The 18,922-nt window shown below is 45.0% G+C and carries 21 protein-coding genes; 9 read left to right on the forward strand and 12 right to left on the reverse strand.

Features of this window, described 5'->3' with window-relative positions; all coding sequences use genetic code 11:
- The first annotated feature begins 57 nt into the window (after positions 1-57).
- The 3 genes from HYN59_RS07830 to HYN59_RS07840 are packed head-to-tail and all read left to right on the forward strand — an operon-like array spanning position 58 to position 5,541.
- A complete protein-coding gene (locus HYN59_RS07830) occupies positions 58-1,140 on the forward strand; it encodes an efflux RND transporter periplasmic adaptor subunit (RefSeq protein ID WP_108777746.1) in 1,083 nt (360 codons plus the stop codon).
- Positions 1,137-4,214: an efflux RND transporter permease subunit gene (locus tag HYN59_RS07835; RefSeq protein WP_108777747.1), complete on the forward strand. Its 3,078-nt coding sequence runs from the start codon at positions 1,137-1,139 to the stop codon at positions 4,212-4,214. Before HYN59_RS07830 ends, HYN59_RS07835 begins: the two co-directional genes overlap by 4 nt.
- Position 4,215: 1 nt before the next feature.
- The gene (locus HYN59_RS07840) at positions 4,216-5,541 is read left to right on the forward strand and encodes a TolC family protein (RefSeq protein WP_108777748.1); all 1,326 of its coding nucleotides are present in this window, start codon (positions 4,216-4,218) and stop codon (positions 5,539-5,541) included.
- Between the two features lie 167 nt (positions 5,542-5,708).
- Here HYN59_RS07840 and rpe read toward each other — a convergent pair whose 3' ends face one another.
- The 5 genes from rpe to HYN59_RS07865 all read right to left on the reverse strand — a co-directional run bounded on the left by rpe (position 5,709) and on the right by HYN59_RS07865 (position 10,223).
- Entirely contained in the window at positions 5,709-6,371 is a 663-nt protein-coding gene (gene rpe, locus HYN59_RS07845) for a ribulose-phosphate 3-epimerase (protein ID WP_108777749.1), read from the reverse strand.
- A gap of 397 nt (positions 6,372-6,768) precedes the next feature.
- Positions 6,769-7,632: a sigma-70 family RNA polymerase sigma factor gene (locus HYN59_RS07850; protein WP_020212501.1), complete on the reverse strand. Its 864-nt coding sequence runs from the start codon at positions 7,630-7,632 to the stop codon at positions 6,769-6,771.
- 196 nt (positions 7,633-7,828) lie between these two features.
- Positions 7,829-8,548 (reverse strand): hypothetical protein, encoded by a 720-nt coding sequence (locus HYN59_RS07855; protein WP_108777750.1) that lies wholly within the window; start codon positions 8,546-8,548, stop codon positions 7,829-7,831.
- 3 nt (positions 8,549-8,551) lie between these two features.
- Positions 8,552-9,088, reverse strand: coding sequence for an RNA polymerase sigma factor (locus HYN59_RS07860; RefSeq protein WP_108777751.1), 537 nt, complete (start codon positions 9,086-9,088; stop codon positions 8,552-8,554).
- A gap of 172 nt (positions 9,089-9,260) precedes the next feature.
- Positions 9,261-10,223 (reverse strand): hypothetical protein, encoded by a 963-nt coding sequence (locus HYN59_RS07865; protein WP_108777752.1) that lies wholly within the window; start codon positions 10,221-10,223, stop codon positions 9,261-9,263.
- Between the two features lie 97 nt (positions 10,224-10,320).
- On the opposite strand from HYN59_RS07865, the gene HYN59_RS07870 reads away from it, so the two are divergent.
- The 3 genes from HYN59_RS07870 to HYN59_RS07880 are packed head-to-tail and all read left to right on the forward strand — an operon-like array spanning position 10,321 to position 12,328.
- Positions 10,321-10,938: a hypothetical protein gene (locus tag HYN59_RS07870; RefSeq protein ID WP_108777753.1), complete on the forward strand. Its 618-nt coding sequence runs from the start codon at positions 10,321-10,323 to the stop codon at positions 10,936-10,938.
- A gap of 12 nt (positions 10,939-10,950) precedes the next feature.
- Positions 10,951-11,721 carry an LA_2272 family surface repeat-containing protein gene (locus tag HYN59_RS07875; protein ID WP_108777754.1) on the forward strand — a complete coding sequence of 257 codons (771 nt, stop codon included), beginning with the start codon at positions 10,951-10,953 and terminating at the stop codon, positions 11,719-11,721.
- 4 nt (positions 11,722-11,725) lie between these two features.
- The gene (locus HYN59_RS07880; RefSeq protein ID WP_108777755.1) at positions 11,726-12,328 is read left to right on the forward strand and encodes a CDP-alcohol phosphatidyltransferase family protein; all 603 of its coding nucleotides are present in this window, start codon (positions 11,726-11,728) and stop codon (positions 12,326-12,328) included.
- Here HYN59_RS07880 and HYN59_RS07885 read toward each other — a convergent pair.
- A complete protein-coding gene (locus HYN59_RS07885) occupies positions 12,318-12,761 on the reverse strand; it encodes a GNAT family N-acetyltransferase (protein ID WP_108777756.1) in 444 nt (147 codons plus the stop codon). The genes HYN59_RS07880 and HYN59_RS07885 overlap by 11 nt on opposite strands.
- A 75-nt stretch (positions 12,762-12,836) precedes the next feature.
- Between HYN59_RS07885 and HYN59_RS07890 the strand changes: the two genes are divergently transcribed.
- Complete coding sequence (locus HYN59_RS07890) at positions 12,837-13,253, forward strand: hypothetical protein (RefSeq protein WP_108777757.1); 417 nt, start codon at positions 12,837-12,839, stop codon at positions 13,251-13,253.
- A 49-nt stretch (positions 13,254-13,302) separates the two neighbouring features.
- On the opposite strand, the gene HYN59_RS07895 is transcribed toward HYN59_RS07890, so the two are convergent.
- The 6 genes from HYN59_RS07895 to HYN59_RS07920 all read right to left on the reverse strand — a co-directional run bounded on the left by HYN59_RS07895 (position 13,303) and on the right by HYN59_RS07920 (position 17,699).
- The gene (locus HYN59_RS07895) at positions 13,303-13,557 is read right to left on the reverse strand and encodes a hypothetical protein (RefSeq protein ID WP_108777758.1); all 255 of its coding nucleotides are present in this window, start codon (positions 13,555-13,557) and stop codon (positions 13,303-13,305) included.
- Positions 13,558-13,684: 127 nt separating this feature from the next.
- Positions 13,685-13,867, reverse strand: coding sequence for a nucleotidyl transferase AbiEii/AbiGii toxin family protein (locus HYN59_RS07900; protein ID WP_219928801.1), 183 nt, complete (start codon positions 13,865-13,867; stop codon positions 13,685-13,687).
- An 8-nt stretch (positions 13,868-13,875) separates the two neighbouring features.
- Entirely contained in the window at positions 13,876-14,184 is a 309-nt protein-coding gene (locus HYN59_RS18155) for a DUF6922 domain-containing protein (protein WP_108777760.1), read from the reverse strand.
- Between the two features lie 106 nt (positions 14,185-14,290).
- Positions 14,291-16,624 carry a polyribonucleotide nucleotidyltransferase gene (locus HYN59_RS07910; RefSeq protein WP_108777761.1) on the reverse strand — a complete coding sequence of 778 codons (2,334 nt, stop codon included), beginning with the start codon at positions 16,622-16,624 and terminating at the stop codon, positions 14,291-14,293.
- Between the two features lie 141 nt (positions 16,625-16,765).
- Positions 16,766-17,035 (reverse strand): 30S ribosomal protein S15, encoded by a 270-nt coding sequence (gene rpsO / locus HYN59_RS07915; protein WP_108779671.1) that lies wholly within the window; start codon positions 17,033-17,035, stop codon positions 16,766-16,768.
- A gap of 208 nt (positions 17,036-17,243) precedes the next feature.
- Positions 17,244-17,699 carry a GAF domain-containing protein gene (locus HYN59_RS07920; protein ID WP_108777762.1) on the reverse strand — a complete coding sequence of 152 codons (456 nt, stop codon included), beginning with the start codon at positions 17,697-17,699 and terminating at the stop codon, positions 17,244-17,246.
- A gap of 207 nt (positions 17,700-17,906) precedes the next feature.
- Between HYN59_RS07920 and xrtF the strand changes: the two genes are divergently transcribed.
- Both xrtF and HYN59_RS07930 read left to right on the forward strand, forming a co-directional pair.
- Complete coding sequence (gene xrtF / locus HYN59_RS07925; protein ID WP_108777763.1) at positions 17,907-18,458, forward strand: exosortase family protein XrtF; 552 nt, start codon at positions 17,907-17,909, stop codon at positions 18,456-18,458.
- Positions 18,436-18,915: an exosortase F system-associated membrane protein gene (locus HYN59_RS07930; RefSeq protein ID WP_425433079.1), complete on the forward strand. Its 480-nt coding sequence runs from the start codon at positions 18,436-18,438 to the stop codon at positions 18,913-18,915. The genes xrtF and HYN59_RS07930 overlap by 23 nt, the downstream gene beginning before the upstream one ends.
- Positions 18,916-18,922 lie beyond the last annotated feature (7 nt).

The following is an 18,922-nucleotide window of genomic DNA, read 5'->3' on the forward strand; positions in this document are numbered from 1 at the left end:
AAAGTGTAACGAAGTATAAACTGTTAGTTTTGCTATTACACATAGTTAAAAACCATTATGAAGGTTAAATATATTGTCTATACACTTCTCATACTGGGCATTGGAGCCCTCGTTTACTACAGGATATCAGAAAATAATGCAAAAAAAGCCGAAGCTTCGGGCGGAGGCGGAAAAGGAGGTAAAAAACCGCCAATGGTTGTAAATGGCATAGTTACCGCTCCGGAAGATTTTTCAAGCACGATTTCCCTTTCCGGCTCAATTGAAGCCAATGAGCAAATTGAGCTCCGTACAGAGGTGTCCGGAATTGCGGAAAAAATATATTTTGAAGAAGGTACCAAAGTCTCAAAAGGGCAGGTGCTCGTAAAAATAAATGATATTGAGCTTAGGGCACAGGCCGGTGCTGCAATGACAAAACAGAGGCTCGCAGCCGAGAACGAAAGGCGTGCCAAATTGCTTTTGCAAAAGGAAGCTATCAGCCAGGAGGAATATGACATCGCGAGCGCTGATTTTAAGACAGCACAGGCACAGACCCAGCTCATAAATGCACAGATAGCCAAGACATCCATAAGGGCGCCATTTTCCGGCGTAGTGGGGTTAAGGAGTATTTCACCAGGTACCTATGTAACGCCGGAAACGCTTATCGCCCGCCTGGTAAACAGCAGCCAGATAAAGATCACGTTCTCAATCCCCGAGAAATACGCTTCCCAGATAAAAGTTAATTCTAAAGTAACCTTTACGGTTGCAGGCACCAATGAAGTTTTCAATGCCACGATCTACGCGCTGGAGCCCGCCGTGGAGGAAGCCACCCGCACACTGAATGTAAGGGCGCTTGCCCAAAACCCTAACGGGAAGCTTATACCGGGCACATTTGCCAACGTGGCGCTGCCACTCGAAAAAATAGAAGGTGCGTTCATAATCCCTACCGAATCGATAGTACCGGTACAGGGGGGCAAGAAGGTCTTTATAACCGAAAAGGGCAAAGCCAAAGAAGTGATGGTAAAGACCGCGACCCGTACCGATAAGGATATCGTGGTGCTCTCAGGGCTTAAAGCGGGCGACACCGTGCTTACTACAGGCGTAATTGCACTCAAGAAGGATACCCCGGTAAAAGTGAAGGTAACCCCTAAAGCCAAATCATGAGCCTATCCACACTAAGCATAAAACGGCCCGTACTGACCATTGTGATGAATATAGCTATCATCCTGTTCGGGATCATTGGCTATACTTTTCTGGGCGTAAGGGAATTCCCGTCCATCGATCCTGCGCAGATATCGGTGCGTACCAGCTATGCGGGTGCCAATTCCGACATCATCGAGTCGCAGATCACAGAGCCTTTGGAAAAAGCCATTAATGCCATTGACGGTATCCGTAATATAACGTCGTCGAGTAACCAGGGTTCGAGTAACATTACCATAGAATTCGAACTTGAAAAAAATCTTGAGGAAGCCGCCAACGATGTTCGTGACAAGGTATCGCAGGCCGTGCGCAGCCTCCCACAGGATATCGATGCGCCGCCCGTAGTATCTAAAGCCGATGCCGATTCGGAGCCGATCATCACCATGACGGTGCTTAGCGCAACAAGAGATCCGCTGGAACTTAGCGATTATGCAGAGAATGTCATCGCCGAAAGGCTGCAGACAATCCCAGGTGTGAGCAGCGTACAGATATGGGGACAGAAAAAATATGCCATGAGGCTGTGGATCGACCCGGTAAAGCTGAATTCCTATGGCGTTACAGTGTCTGATGTACGCACCGCCCTCAGCAGCCAGAATGTAGAGCTTCCGTCGGGTAAACTGACCGGCGCCAATACAGAACTGACCGTTAAAACGCTGGGTAACCTGGCTACACCGGAAGAGTTCAATAACATCATCGTAAAGTCGGAAGGTGAGAAGATCGTAAAGTTAAGCGATGTAGGAAGGGCGGAACTTGGCCCTGAAAACCTCGAAACAAAAATGACCGACAATGGCCAGCAGGTAGTGGGGCTGGCTATTATTCCGCAGCCGGGTACCAATTACATCGACATTTCAGATGCTTTCTATGAGCAGTATGAGCAGATGAAGAAAGAGCTCCCGGACGACCTGAAGCTCAATGTAGTTATCGATAACACGATATTTATTAAGAAATCCGTTCTCGAAGTTGCCGAAACGCTTGGTATCTCCATTATACTGGTAACGCTTATCATCTACCTTTTCTTCAGGGACTGGGCCATAGCGCTCCGCCCGCTACTTGACATACCAGTATCGCTCATCGCAACGTTCTTTATCATGTATATTGCCGGGTTTTCCATCAATGTACTTACACTGCTTGCCATCGTTCTTGCAACCGGGCTTGTAGTGGACGACGGTATCGTAGTGACCGAGAATATCTTTAAGAAGGTAGAGGAGGGCATGAGTCCCATAGAAGCTGCCATGAAAGGCGCTAACGAGATATTCTTTGCGGTAATTTCTATTTCCATAACGCTGGCTGCGGTGTTCCTTCCGGTGATCTTTCTTGAAGGCTTCGTGGGCAGGCTGTTCCGGGAATTCGGGGTCGTTATTGCGGCCGCCGTACTGGTTTCCGCTTTTGTATCGCTTACGCTTACGCCAATGCTAAACGCGTATTTGATAAAAGGCGGCGTTCACAAAAAGTCGAAGTTCTACGATTATACCGAGAAATATTTCGTAAAGATGAATGCATCGTATGCAGGTGCCCTTAAAGGCTTTATGAAAAGGAAATGGGTCAGCTTCCCCATATTAGTGGTATGTATCGGCCTGATAGCATTATTTTATTCCACTATACAAAAAGAGACCGCGCCGTATGACGACCGTAGTTTCGTGGGGATGAACATAACAGCACCGGAAGGAGCATCTTATGATTACATGGACCGCTTTATGCAGGAGATCGAAAAGCTCATCAACGATTCAGTTCCGGAAAAAAAAGCAAGCCTTGTCATAACGTCACCGGGTTTCGGATCAGCATCGGTAAACAGTGGGCGCGTACGTGTTGCACTTGTTGAGCCCGATGAAAGGGAGCGTTCTCAGAAAGAAATTGCAGCCGACCTTACCAAATGGACCAAGCGCTATTCTGAAGCGCGTACCTCAGTGTCCGAACAGCCAACGATCGCAGTAAACCGCAGGGGAGGCTTTCCGATACAATACATCATCCAGGCGCCAAACTTTGAAAAGCTTCGTGAAAAGATACCGGAATTCATGGATGAGGTGAGCAAGGACCCTACGTTTGCCATGACCGATGTGAACCTTAAATTCAATAAGCCTGAGATCAATGTGAGCATTGACCGCGAGAAAGCACAAAGTCTGGGCGTATCGCTTTTAGATGTGGCGCAGACACTGCAACTTTCGCTCAGCGGGCAGCGCTTCGGGTATTTTATGATGAATGGAAAGCAATACCAGGTAATGGGGCAGTTTGATAAACAGGACCGTGAAGCGCCGCTCGACCTGACGTCGATGTTTGTAAAAAACGATAAAGGCGAACTGATACAGCTCGATAATATTGTTTCGGTAGCAGAACAGAGCAGCCCGCCCCAACTGTACCATAACAACCGCTATATGTCGGCAACCGTTTCGGCGGGACTTACGCCGGGCATGAGTATCAGCGACGGTATCGATGCCATGGAACGCGCTAAAGAAAAAGTGCTTGACGATACCTTCACAACCGATCTTGGCGGTGAATCGCGTGACTTTGTGGAAAGTTCGAGTAATACACTGTTTGCTTTCGGGTTGGCACTATTGCTTATTTACCTGATATTGGCAGGCCAGTTTGAGAGCTTTATCGACCCGTTCATCATCATCCTTACCGTACCGATGGCCGTTGCAGGGGCGTTGCTGTCACTGTGGCTGTTTGGGCAGACGTGGAATATCTTCAGCCAGATAGGAACCATCATGCTTATCGGGTTGGTGACGAAGAACGGTATATTGATCGTAGAATTTGCCAACCAGCTACGCGAAGAGGGCAAAGATAAATATGAAGCCATCATGGAAGCAGCCGAATCCCGCCTTCGCCCGATATTGATGACCAGCCTTGCCATTGCACTGGGCGCGCTGCCTATTGCGCTGTCGCTTGGTGCGGCCTCTACCAGCCGTATCGGTATGGGTGTGGTAATTGTGGGCGGTACTATTTTTTCGTTGGTACTGACGCTGTTTATCATCCCTGCAATTTATTTTATGTGGTCGCGCCCAAGAAAGCACCGTCCCGAATTTGATAACATAGAAGAGTAAGATGAGGTTTTTTATCTATATAGTATTTTGCTTAAGCACCCTAATGTGTGCGGCACAGGAAGCCGCTCCCATACAGCCCTTATACCCTGTAATTACCGCCGAACAAGCCGTAGCTTTAGCCCTTGAAAATAATTATGATATAAAGCTTGCCGCCAACGACCTGAAGATAGACGAGCAGAATGTAAGCCTTGCCAATGCGGGCCTGCTGCCCAACTTGTACGGAAGCTTTGGGCAGAACAACAGCCTGCAGAATTCCCGCCAGGTGCGTACTGATGGTACCGTGCAGGAACAGAACAATGCCCGTAACAACAGCATGAACTATGGCGTAAACCTTGGCTGGACTATTTTCGACGGCTTTAGGATGTTCGCGCGCTACGACCAATTGCAGGAACTTGAAAAGCTTGGCGAAACCGAACTGAAATTTACGGTGCTAACCAAAGTTAGCGATGTACTGACGACCTATTATGACCTTGTGCAGCAACAGCAAACCCTGAAAGCGCTGGATACTGCGGTAGTGATCTCCAAGCAACGGGTAACCCTGGCCGATAACCGCTTTACCATCGGAAAGGCCGCTAAGCTGGAGGTGCTAAATGCTCAGGTGGATCTTAATACTGATAAGACCAATTACCTCAGGCAGAAGGAACTGTACGAAAACACAAAAACCTACCTGAACGAGCTGATGGCGCGCGACCTTACGACACAATTCCGTGTGGTGGATACAGTCGCGATAGATGATAAGCTGAAGCTGGTCGACCTGATGTCATTGGCCGGAAGCCAGAACCCGCAGATACAGATAGCGCTGATTAATAAGCGTGTCGCCGAACTAAATTTGAAACAGGTGAAAGGAGACCGTTATCCGCAAGTCGCAGTGACAACGGGCTATGTCATTACCTCAAGCGAGTCCACTCTTGGGTTTGCAAAGGAGTCCAGCGGCAGGGGATTGAGCTACGGCATCTCTGCCAATATCAATATCTTCAACGGGTTCTTGCAGAAACGCCGCGAGAATATCGCAAAATTGCAGATCGACAGCAGCAAGATCCAGATCGAGCAGCAAACGCAGTCCATTAACTCGCAGCTTATTTCGGCCTACCAAACTTACCTTACCAACCTTGAACTGGTAGCGCTTGAAGCAAAAAATGTTGAGATTGCTGAACAAAACCTCGACATCACCATGGAGAAATACCGCATCGGTACCATCACCCAGCTTGAAGTGCGTACGGCGCAACTGAATTATGTAAATGCGCTTACGCGTAATAATTCAGCACAGTACCAGGCTAAGATATCTGAAGTTACCTTGAAGGAGCTGGCAGGAAATATTAAGTTTTAAGCTTCACAGGTAGGATCGCTTAGGTATTCCATTTCGACCAAAGGGAGAAATCTCAGATTACTTACTGTTATATCTGAGATTTCTCTCTCCGCAAGCTTCGTTCGAAATGGAAGAAATAAACAAAAACCCCGGAATCACTCCCGGGGTTTCATGTTATAAATGTTTTCTTATAAAGAAGTCAGTTTCTTAAGGCCTGAAATGGTCTCCACAGGATTTTCAGCGCGGAATACATAGTTCCCGGCCACGAGTACATCAGCGCCTGCCTGAACCAACTGCACGGCATTCTTATCACTCACGCCGCCGTCAATTTCAATCAGGGTGGAAGCGCCATTTCGTGTAATAATTTCTTTTAGCTGCTTCACTTTGCTGTATGTCCTTTCAATGAACGACTGCCCGCCGAAACCGGGGTTTACGCTCATCATACACACCAGGTCGATATCGTTGATGATGTCTTCCAGTAATGCTACGTTCGTATGGGGGTTCAATGCTACGCCTGCTTTCATGCCTTCTGCCCTTATGGCCTGTAGGGTGCGGTGCAGGTGCGTACAGGCTTCATAATGTACGGTAAGGTTGTTGGCGCCAAGCTGTGCGAAGGTTTTGATATACTGGTCGGGGTTTACGATCATCAGGTGAACATCGACTGTTTTTTTAGCATGGCGCGAAATGGCTTCCAGTACTGGCATCCCGAAAGAGATATTAGGTACGAAAACGCCGTCCATGATATCCACGTGAAACCAGTCTGCTTCGCTGTTATTGATCATTTCGATGTCGCGTTGCAGGTTGCCAAAATCTGCCGAAAGCACCGATGGTGCAATGAGTGTGTTCTTCATTATGTTGTTGTTGTGTTTAGTGGCGCAAAGATAATTTTTTTGTTTCAGGTTTCAAGTTTAAGGTTGCCCTGAGTGCGGTAAAATTGGTGAGAATACTATTCTTACAAAAAAAATTAACTGCGATACAATTTTTGGCACAGTGCTTGCGTTATGAATTGTAAGATTTTCCCGTTTAATTAATTTGAGTTAGTAACAAAATAGTAAAAGGGAAGTGAGACCTTGATGAAATAAAAAACTCCGGTAATCAGCCGGAGTTCAATCATCAATCAAAAAACGAACAGTTATTGAACTGTAGGTACGTTATATATTTTTATCGGTGTAGCGCATATTTGAACCGCCAAAATACAAATTTTATTTAAAATATGAAATTTTGGACGGCTTTTTTTGCGTTCCGTTATTATCCAAGATAGGTTTTCAGGATCTTGCTGCGGGAAGTATGCTTTAACCTCCTGATAGCCTTTTCTTTAATCTGGCGTACACGCTCACGTGTAAGGTCAAAAGTCTCTCCTATTTCTTCAAGTGTCATCGGGTGCTGGTCGCCCAGACCGAAATACAGCCTTACAACATCGGCCTCACGAGGCGTTAATGTTTCCAGTGCACGCTCAATCTCGGTGCGAAGTGATTCGTGGATAAGCTCCCTGTCAGGGTTTGGCGACTCGCCGGAACGGAGTACGTCATAAAGGTTAGAGTCTTCACCTTCTACAAGCGGCGCATCCATGGATAGGTGGCGGCCTGAGTTTTTCATACTCTCCTTAACGTCGTTCACGGTCATATCAAGCTCTTTCGCGATCTCTTCTGCCGATGGCGCACGCTCATTGCTCTGCTCAAGCAGGGCATACATCTTATTGATCTTGTTGATGGAACCAATCTTGTTCAAAGGCAGGCGGACAATACGCGACTGTTCTGCAAGTGCCTGAAGTATCGACTGGCGAATCCACCATACTGCATACGAGATGAATTTGAAACCACGGGTTTCGTCAAAACGCTGTGCAGCTTTTATAAGTCCTAAATTCCCTTCATTGATAAGATCGGGAAGTGTCAATCCCTGGTTTTGGTACTGTTTTGCAACCGATACCACGAAACGAAGGTTCGCTTTTGTTAATTTCTCAAGTGCTCTCTGGTCTCCGGCTTTTATTCGTTGTGCTAACTCTACCTCCTCATCCGCTGTGATCAAATCCACTTTTCCAATCTCCTGAAGGTACTTGTCTAATGATGCAGTTTCCCTGTTGGTTACCTGCTTTGTGATTTTTAATTGTCTCATGTAAAGATTCCTGAGTTTAAGTATGTGTTAGTTATACGTAAGCAAACAGTAAAAAGTTACACAGATTCAAAAAATGTGTAAATTTTAACATTAAAAGCCCATTCCGGTATTGGAATGGGCTTAAGTGGGGGCCAACTAAAAACTAAATTTATTTTTTTAAACGGGATAATACGGCATGAGGCCGTGGCAAACGTAATCAGTTCTTCCTCTTACTTTGTTTTTTCTCCCTGCCATAAAGCTTGTTGAGGCTATCGGCAATTTTAGAAATATCGCGTTTCTCAGGTTTTTTCTTTATAACTAAAGAATCAGCGCCATAATCGGTAGATGGCTTAAGTTTTCCCCTCCGGTTGTCAGGATAAGCGTTGTCTTCATTTTCAGCAGCTTTAACGGCGTTTGCTTCGTGCGCTGCGGGACTGTTTTCTTTAATGGATGTAGTTATATTACTATCCGGAGCGGCAGGTCTTTGAGTTTCGTATTCGGTGATGTGCTTATCAGATGCAACAACATTTTGCCTGCTTTCATCTGTCCTGGCGGTTTTAGGCGAAGTGAGTCCGGAAAGGCTATTGCCCGATGGGCTTTGCACCATCCTGCTGTCTTCTGTGGTGGCATTATCTGTTGCTGCGGCATTGCCTGAAGTGACTACACTTTTCGTCTGCCCGTTTTCCGGAGCGATAACTGTTTCCTTTGTATCTTTTTCAGGTGATTCAGCCTTGTTTCCTAAAAGGGAGTATGCCAGTACAATTGCAATAATTACCGCAAGTGAAACTATTGTAGTTCTCAGCCACGGGAATTTAGACGGTTTCTTTATATTCCCTAATTGTGATGAGATCGAATCCCAGCCGCCATCGGGGGCCGGCTTTTGCAGGCCGTCCAGCTTCTCCCTGAATGCTTTCCCTATATCTTTCTTATTTTCCATTGTTTACATTATAGTTAGGGTGCGGCTGCTTGTTGTTATTTTTTCTTTTAATATTGCTTTGGCCCGGTGCAGGTTGGATTTAGATGTGCTCTCACTGATGTCCAGCATTTCTGCGATCTCTTTATGCGAATAATCGTCCAGCTCATATAGCGAGAACACTAGCCTGTACTTGTCCGGCAATTGCTGCACCAGGGAGAGGATATAATCCAGTGGCAGGTCCATTTCGGCATCGGTAACCTCCGTTTCTCCGGCATAATCATCTTTTACGGGAACCATCTGGCTGCTTTTTTTATAGCTGTCTATCGCCTTGTTGATGGTAATGCGCTTCATCCACCCTTCAAACGACCCCAGCCCTTTGTATTTGCCAATGGTTGTAAATATCTCAATAAAGGCATTGTGCAGGTTGTCCTCGGCCTCGGCCTCATTCCTGCAATATTTCAGGCACAGCACAAAAAGCATATCCTTATACATGCGGTACAGCTCTCCCTGTGCCCCGGCATGGTATTTAATACAGCCTTTTATGATATTGTCTATGTTCAAGCTGGTCGGTTTGTTTATTGGTCATTTAAGGATTATTACAGGCCTTTTATCTATAGTCCTCCGTTTTGCAAAAAGGTTGCGCGGCAATATAAATTTTTTTCGGGCAATTCCCTTTGTCCTTATCTGATAGTATCGAAAATGAAAAAAGGTTGCGTGCAGTTTTCGGATTTATTTAAAAACTTAAATTCACTTCGCCTTCCATGCGCTGGAGGTAGAAGTCGATCTTCTGGTGCGCCTTGTTGAAAAACAGCTTGCGGTCTCGTGTGCCGGACTCATTCAGCGATTTAGAATTCTTTACCTGGTGCTTAAAAAAGGCAAGCGCATTGCTACAGGTATCGGCATCATTGGTAATAAAATAGCCCAGCATGGTGTAGGGAACAAACAAGGATTGCTTTTCGGGGGAGGAGAGCAGCACATTGTTGTTGAGTATCAGCAGTTCGTTATAATACAGGTGAAAGCGCGATGTGTCGTTGCAGCAGCGGTCTTCGGCAGCCTCGAGTATGGCTTTCAGGTCGGCGCAGAGTAACCGGGCGTTCGCCAAAGTGAGCAGCCCCGACTGGTAAAAATAAAATATCTGCTGCAAATTGCTGTTGATGGTAGTGTCGTTCCAAACCTCGTGTACTTCCACGCTGTCATATACCTGCTTCAGCTTAGTGCTGTGTTCCTGCAGCGAACGGTTGATGGTAAAATTCTCAAAACGGTCCTGGTTTTGTGTTCCTGCAAGCAGGTTGAGCCATACATACAGCTTAAATTTAGAAAGCAGTGTGCCGCCAATGGTATAGAACAGCGGGATGTCCTTCGCAGAATAATACATTTTCGCATCAGGATACTCAGCAAAGCTGCTTATGTTTTCTGCCGATTGCCGGAAGTAAGTCTCCATATCCTCAAGTGAACGTATTTCATTGGTTTTCTCTACGATCACTTTTTTGCTATCGGCAAACAGCAGGTCCATTGACAGCGCATAATGCCGGCACAGCGCTACAGCCTCTTCTATGGAGAATCTGCTTTTTTGCGAAACCCTGCGGTGTGCGGCATTATAGCTGATATTTAGCACGGCAGCAATCTCATCGATTACCGAAGCCGATTTGCCGATCCTTTGCCGTATAGCTTTCAAGAGTTTTTTCTGACTGTCCATTTTTGCGATTTTCACAAATGTATAATTTTTATTAATTCAAAAACACAAATGCAATTGCTGTAATCACAATAATTTTGACTTAATAAAATCGCTTTCTATGAAAAATATACTTGTAATACTACTTTCATTTAGTACTGCTGTAACCCTTTCGCAAGATTGTGAGCAGTTTATATTCGAGAGCGGTGTCAGGGTGCCGTTTGGCAGCCTGGCCGGCAAGATAGGGCCCTCGCCTGAGTTCGCTATTTGGAATCGTAGCGGCATAAGTGATTGCTGGGCTATGTCCGATATTGGTATCAGCATTTATATTCCTACTGACAGACAGCAATTTGACTATGCCACGCCCGATAGCATTTACCGGGTAAAAGCTATAGGTGTTTCGGGTATGGCGGGTATTCGTGTAGCGAAGGATTATCCTGTAGGAAACCAGCTGGAAATGCAGTGGCTGTCCACTTTAGGGTATGCCTTTTTTGTATTTGACGATAAGCACGCACGTCATATGCACAAGCTACACCCTGAAGATTTTAAGGACAGTACGAACGACGTGTATGTAAAAGGCCTGAGTACATTCCACATAGGGCAGGGTATCCGCTTCGGATACCCTCACCTGGGCCTGCATATCAATTACAATTACACGCCTTACGGGATGTTCAGCAAACATGTAACAAAGGATTTTGGTTCGCACAGCCTGAGCTTTGCCATTGTTTACCGCACATAAAAAATAATAATCATGAAACTAAATCACCTGCTTATGCTTACTTTTTTCTTGCTTCATTTTCCGGTGAAGGCACAGGTAGTGCAGCACCGCAAAGCGCGTTTTCCTATTGGGTTATATACCACAGGCGACAGCGACATCTACGGACTTTCCTTTGGGGTGGGTTCCGACACCTATATGGATTCAGATTATGTGAGCGTGCGTTCCTACGGCCTTCGGATCGAGCCGGTATCGCAAGCATTGCTGTTTTTTACACTTGTCTTCCCGGTCGACAGGGTGCGCTATCCCCGCGACCTTAATGAGATCCGGGAATTTGAAAAGAAAATTCCCAACGAAATCGTGTATGGCCTCAACATTTCCTGCGGCACCAATGCCTTTGCCGATGTAAATGGGGTTACTGTATCTGCTTTTGTGCAATCATTCAGGCAAACCAATGGGCTGTCCGTTGCGGGTTTTTCAAATTATTCTTTCAGGGCCAATGGTGTACAGGCGGGTATTTGTATGGCGGGTGCGGTGTATGGCAATGGTGTATTGATTTCGCTGTTTGGTAACAAAGTGCATGATGGCAAAGGCCTCCAGGCCGCTGCCCTATGCAATGATTATGATGCTTTCACCGGACTTCAGATAGGCATGCTCAATGGCGCTTACGGCACAGCCGAAAAATTCACCGGCTTACAAATAGGCCTGTTCAATAACGCAAAAAAACTTCGGGGTATCCAGATAGGCCTCATCAATAAAAATGAGAAACGGATACTTCCTTTTATTAATTGGAATTTTAAAGAATAAAACCATGAAAAACATTCCCATTCTACTAATAACTTTCAGATTTATTCTGGGGCCTGTAATGATTGCAATCACCTACAGCCAGGGCACAAAAGCCAGAATATTACTGATGATCCTGCTCCTGCTCGGCATCCTTTCCGATATTTTCGACGGTATCATTGCCCGTAAGACAGGGGTTTCAACCGAAAAGCTGCGCCGCATGGACAGCCAGACCGACCTCGTGTTCTGGGTCTGCGCCGGTTGGTGCAGCTGGCTGCTCAATCCTGAAATCATAATCAATAACAAATATGCCATCATCACAATCTTTGCAATGGAAGGGCTGACCTATGTGTTCAGCTTCCTAAAGTTCGGCAAGGAAACCTGTACACATGCGCTATTGTCAAAGCTATGGGGGATAACGCTTTTTGCAGCATTTATTTCCATCATCGGTTTCGGGCATGGGGGTATACCGCTGGCATTGGCGGTTGTTTTCGGTATCATATCCCATATCGATGTTTACCTGATTATCCTTTTTTTACCAAAATGGACACACGATGTGCCCAGTGCATGGCATGCCTGGCAGCTGCGGAAGGGTAGGGACATCAGGCGTAATAAATTGTTTAATGGATAAGCCGCGACCAGTCCTCAAAGCTCATTTCGAACTTCGTTTCTTTAGTCCCATACAGCCCAACTTCGCGCCAACCCTGCATCCGGTAAAAAGTGTCCGCACGTGTGTTGAAACCCGTGCTCAGCCATACCGTTTCTTTCGTTTGAGAGAAATACCAGTCCATCATGACCTTGTGCAGCTGCTTGCCAATACCTTTCCCTTCAGCATCAGGATGAAGGAACAGCGCCCATATGTTGTTGTCTTCAAGGTCAGCTATCGCAAAGCCAAAGATGATGCCATTTTCTTCGGCTACCCAGCCTTTACCGCGACGGAACATATAATCGTCAACATCCGAGTCAGGCACAAGTGCAGGGTCGGACAGCATATTCTCTTTTACAGCATTGCGTACTATTTGTATTTGTGGGATGTCGGTGGGTAAGGCTTCGCGGATAGTCATAGTATGGAATTTGATAATCAAAAATTTTAGTTCTTGTATCTTTGTAAAGATAGCATAAGATCAGCTACTAATTTTATGATTTACATAGATAAAAAAACAGTGCCGCATTGTTATGTCGAGGAAAAGAAATTTGAATGGGGAGAGCCTTATACGGTTGATACGCCTATATTCAATGTGTGTATTGATCCGCAATTGTCTGATATAGAATTTACCATCGAAATACTTGGCAGAAATAATTTTAGGCAGAATCTTGAAAAGCTATATAATATTTTGATTAACAGGGACGAAAATTACCGTTTAAACAATTTAACCGAACCTGTTTTAAACCGGGAATTCCTTATCGAAAAAATTGCCGGTTTTATTGCTGATAACAAGAATAACATTGCGCCTTGGGATAATGAATATGATGTTGGATCTGATGAAGAATTTTATCTGGAATGGATTAGTAAAGACTTAAATAGAATTTTATTATTTGAGAAGAAGGTATATTAAAGTTATAAAAACGATCTGCCTTTTCATAATGGGAAGTTTTCAGGATTAGTTATAGCAAACGCAAATATTCTTCAGTGACTGCCTTTATCTTTTGTTTTATTTCATCCCAGGAGTTTTTTATAAGCATTACCGGCATAGCTTCTTCATCTGCATCTTCGAAATAGCTAAGGCTCTTTAACACAAGAAATTCGGATCCATCGTGGTATTTCTGTTTATAAAAGCCGATCATCTCTTTTAATGAAAACTTTTCCAAAAGGACAAACAGGTCTATAAAATCTTTTCTGCTTCCTCTTCCTGATATCACATTAGTTTCATAGCAGCAATATCTTTTTCAGAAACCATTCTTACGTTTTGAACAACTGTTATATCTTCCAGTAATGGATACTTATAATTTACAAAATCAACTTTGATTCCATAGATACTGTAAATTATTATATTACGGCTTTTTTTAATATAACTACATTTCCTAATTCCTTCAGGATGTTTGCGAATTCAAATTCGTCAATTTCAGAATTTCCAAACAAATCGATATCAATGGAAACCCTATGGCCTCTTTTTAATGCTAATGCTGTGCCGCCCACCAGGTTGAAATCCTTAAATATTTCAAACGCCATTAACTTATTTAATAAGTCCAGGAGTTCCCTGTTGACTGTCTGAGTCTGTAGCATCTGAAATCTGTTTTTTGTAAATGGAAAATAGTGCATAAAAATGCAAGCGTGACATCATCGAGTGTCCTAAGGCTTACAGCTATTTCTTTTATTTTTGGTAAGCCGTAAAACTTTTTTATAAGCTGCCAATCGCTTAAAACGCCATATTCCAAAACCCTGTGTGTTATTAATTTTGCGTCAGACTCAAAATCCAGGGAATTAATATCCGTATCCCAGAAAATATGAGATGAAAGGTCTGTAATATGAGGTTTTGGAGTATTCATAAATGCGTATAAACAAATATAGTAAAAACCGATGAAAAATTTTAAACCAAAAAACCCTGCCACTTTACAGCGACAGGGTTCTTTCTGAATTAACCTTAAAAAGTAATTAAGATTCTTGTGGCGCTTCGCCATTATTGTCGTTGCGAGGCTCGCGTGGGCCATCGTCCCTTCTTTCTTCTCTTGGGCCACGGTCGCGGGAGTTCCTGTCGTCACGTCCGCCACGGTTGTCGCGTCCGCCACCACGGTTATCCCTGAATCCGCCACGGTCGCCGCCTTCGCGTGGGCCGCGGTTCTCACGCTGTGGAGCGTTCTCATCCCTTGGAGGCCTTGGTAAAAGGGCTTTCCTTGAAACTTTCTCTTTGCGTGTCTTAGGGTCGATACCGATGTATTTCACATCAAAGATGTCGCCCATGTTCACTACGTCAGATACGTTCTCAGTACGTGCCCAGTCAAGTTCGCTTACGTGAAGCAATACTTCGTTACCCGGAGCATCCATATATTCTACTACCGCGCCAAAGTCAAGCATTTTGATAACTTTTACGCTGTACGTTTCGCCAACAACCGGCTTGAATATAATAGAGTCGATTTTGTTCAGTACCATCTGGATTCCTTCAGGGCTTGTTCCAAGGATCTCTACTTCACCCTGCTCGTCTACCTCGTTAATAACGATAGTAGTGCCTGAGGCTTTCTGCAGTTCCTGGATAACTTTTCCGCCAGGGCCGATAAGCGCCCCGATGTAAGCGCCCGGAATGGTAACTTTGATGATCTTCGGAGCGTGGCGTTTCACATCTTCCCTTGGAGCCTCCAGTACTTCTGTCAGTTTTCCAAGGATATGTAGACGGCCTTCGCGCGCCTGGTTGAGCGCCTGTTCCATGATCTCATATTTAAGGCCTTCAATTTTGATGTCCATCTGGCAGGCAGTAATACCTTCTGATGTACCCGTTACTTTGAAGTCCATATCGCCAAGGTGGTCTTCGTCTCCAAGGATGTCAGAGAGTACAGCCCAACGGCCTGTAGCATCGTCTGAAATAAGCCCCATGGCAATACCCGATACCGGCCTTGTCATTTTGATACCGGCATCCATAAGTGCAAGCGTACCGGCACATACGGTAGCCATTGAAGACGAACCGTTCGATTCCAGTACTTCAGAAACCACACGTACAGTATACGGAGTCTCCGCAGGTATCATGTTTTTAAGTGCACGCTGTGCAAGGTTACCGTGCCCAACCTCGCGCCTCGATGTTCCCCTTAGCGGCTTAGCTTCGCCGGTAGAGAAAGGAGGGAAGTTGTAGTGCAGGTAAAAACGCTCTTCGCCTTGTTCTGTAGGGCGGTCGATAATATTCGCCTCGCGGGATGTGCCAAGCGTTACCGTAGCAAGCGCCTGCGTCTCACCCCTTGTGAAAAGTGCCGAACCGTGCGTAGATGGAAGGTAATCCACCTCACACCAGATAGGGCGTATTTCGTTCGTTTTCCTTCCGTCAAGGCGTGTGCCGTTGTCAAGGATCACGTTGCGTACTGCTTCTTTATTAACTTTAGAAAGGTATTTGCTGATAAGGTCGCCGTTTTCAAGAAGCTCCTCTTCAGTAAACAATGCTTTCACCTCTTCCTTCACGGCAGCAAATTTCTCACTGCGTTCGTGCTTTGCAGAACCTTCGCTGGCAATTGCAAAATACTTGTCGTAGGAAAGCTCTTTTACTTTAGCAAGGATAGCGTCATCACTGCGTTCTTCCTCATAGGTCCTTACTTCTTTTTTACCCACAGCGGCCTGAAGCCTTTCCTGTGCGGCGATCTGTACTTTAATGGCTTCGTGGGCAAATTTAATAGCCTCGATCATTTCAAGTTCAGATATCTCTTTCATTTCGCCTTCAACCATCGCGATAGAGTCCATAGAAGCGCCTATCATCATATCGATGTCCGACTCTTCAAGCTGGGCTTTGCTTGGGTTGATAACGAACTCTCCGTTTATCCTTGCCACACGCACCTCAGAGATAAGCGTTGCAAAAGGGATATCAGAAAGGGCAAGCGCTGCAGAGGCTGCCAGTCCGGCAAGCGCATCGGGCATCACTTCGTCGTCATGAGACATTAATTGGATCATTACCTGCGTTTCAGCATGGTAATCTTTAGGGAACAGCGGACGCAGTACACGGTCTACAAGACGCATGGTTAGTACTTCGCCGTCGCTTGGCCTGGCTTCGCGCTTGAAGAAACCACCCGGAAAGCGCCCTGCGGCAGCAAATTTTTCACGGTAGTCAAGCGTAAGCGGTAAAAAGTCAATGCCCGGGCTTGCACTGCGGGCAGATACCACAGTGGCAAGCAGCATGGCGTTGCCCATTTGTACTACGACCGATCCATCGGCCTGTTTGGCAAGTTTGCCTGTTTCGATCGAGATGCTTCGTCCATCTCCCAGATCGATGATCTCTTTAATAACATTTGGGATCATAAATTCTAATTCTTTTGATTAAACAATGGGTTTAGTTGTGTTGTTGTTGTAGTTGTGTGGAACCCAATGAAAAACCAAAAACTTTTTCTGCGCAATATGTAAAAACAAAAAGAGGCGCGCGGGCACCTCTTCTCATCTCGATTATTTCCTGATGTTCAGTTCTTTGATAATCTCACGATACCTGTTGATATCTTTCTTTTTCAGGTAGTCAAGCAGGCTCCTCCTTTTACCTACCAGCTTCACAAGCGAACGCTCTGTGTTGTAGTCGTGGCGGTTTTTCTTAAGGTGGCCTGTAAGGTGGTTAATCCTGAATGTGAATAGTGCGATCTGCCCTTCTGCAGATCCTGTGTTAGCTTCTGCTCCGCCGTGTTTAGCGAAGATCTCTGCTTTTACTTCTTTAGTCAAGTACATGCTAATATTGTATAAATGATTATTATGTATACCAGGGTTTTCCTGATTGGGTGCAAAGGTAATCATTATTTTAAAACACGCAAGTATTGAATTGTTATAAAGTTTCAGGTTTAAAGTTTAAAGTTGCCTCTCCTGCTCAATCAGTTGGCAGTACCTGCTTTCGTAACAGAACTTTCAAAAAAACTTTAAACCTTAAACCTTAAACAAATTAAAACAGCTTGGCCACCTCCGCATTCACAAACTCCAAAAACCGTTCATCCATTTCTGTAAAAGGATCCAGCACGCCCGAGTCAATATCGATCTGGCCGATGTTTACGCCATCAACGAACAGGGGCACAACAATCTCCGACTTCACCGAAATGCTGCACGCGATGTAATTGTCCTGTGCACTAACGTCAGGCACTACAAAATTCTGGTTGGATACCGCTACCTGGCCGCAGATGCCTTTCCCGAAAGGGATAACAGTATGGTCGGTCGGCTCTCCTGCATAAGGACCCAGGATAAGTTCTTCTTTTTCTCCATTGCGGAAGTAAAAGCCCACCCAGTCATAATAATCTATATTTTCTTTTAAAAGGTGGCACAGCTGCAGGAGCTTTTCATCCCTTGATGTATCGCGGTGGTGCAGTATGTCGGTCACTTTTGGCTGCAGTTCTTCAAATGTCATGGTGATAAATTTTTATAAGTACAAAAATACAAAGCAAACCATTAGCAGGCATTTAAATTTTATAAAGATTAATTATAACTATATAGGTGCATAGTTTTTAGAAGGGGCAGTGAATTAAAACATCTTATTGGGGATTATTTGAAGTCCATTTCACTTTTTTATACTTATTATCACTTTTTCCATATTTTTGTTTAAAACTAATTGCCAATGGATGTCCTCCGGAAAAACAGGGCTTTCTTTTTATTTCTCTTAAAATTCGGCGGAAGCTACCTGGTACTCTCACTAGTGTACTGGGCCTACCTGAGCCGTTATGACGCTGCAACATTCGAAGCCGACGGCATGACGCACCTCGTGGCAGAGCAGGCTTCGGGATTCGTGAACCTGCTGGGCGATAAAGCGCATATCGAAAAAAAGCCTTTTGAGGCCTCCTACTTTTTTTTCGTAAACGATAGGCGGGTGGCGCGTGTGGTCGAAGGTTGTAATGCCGTAAGTGTCATAATACTTTTTGTAGCTTTTATAGTTGCTTTCTCCACTACTTTCAAGAGGACATCGCTGTATATCCTCATTGGCATACTGCTGCTGCATGTGCTTAATGTCGCCAGGGTAGGGCTGCTGGGTATGGGCCTCTATCACTACAATGAGTATGGGCACCTACTTCACGACATTGTCTTTCCGTTGTTTATCTATGGGGTAGTTTTTGCGTTGTGGGTAGCATGGGTAATGAAGTTTTCGGGAAATAAGAAAAAAAATGCGGCTTAATATAAAAGACATATCAGGGATAATTGTCCTGCTGGTACTGTTGGTGCTGGTGCGTGTTTTCGAGGAAAAGCTGTTCTACGACCCATTGCTGGCCTTTTTCAGGAAAGAAGATAAAGAACTTCCCGAATATGATAGCATGCAGTTGTTTTTTGGGCTAGCCTTCCGTTACGGGCTTAATATGTTATTCTCGTTGGGCATCATCTGGCTGGCGTTTAAGGATAAGTCAGTAATGAAACTAACAACTGTTTTATATGCTGTTTTTTTCGTGTTGCTCACAGCCGTATTGTTCATTTCCCTGAATACCGAAAAACCGAGCCTGCTGCTTATATTCTATGTGCGAAGGTTTTTGATACAGCCGCTATTCTTAATACTTTTCCTGCCGGCATTCTATTATCAGGCGCATATAAATAAAAAACCCGATGCTGGTGATGCAACGGGTTTCAAAAATGATATGTAGCAAATTG

Origin of the sequence: Flavobacterium album (genome assembly GCF_003096035.1) — a bacterium.
In the GTDB taxonomy this organism is placed as follows: Bacteria; Bacteroidota; Bacteroidia; order Flavobacteriales; family Flavobacteriaceae; genus Flavobacterium; species Flavobacterium album.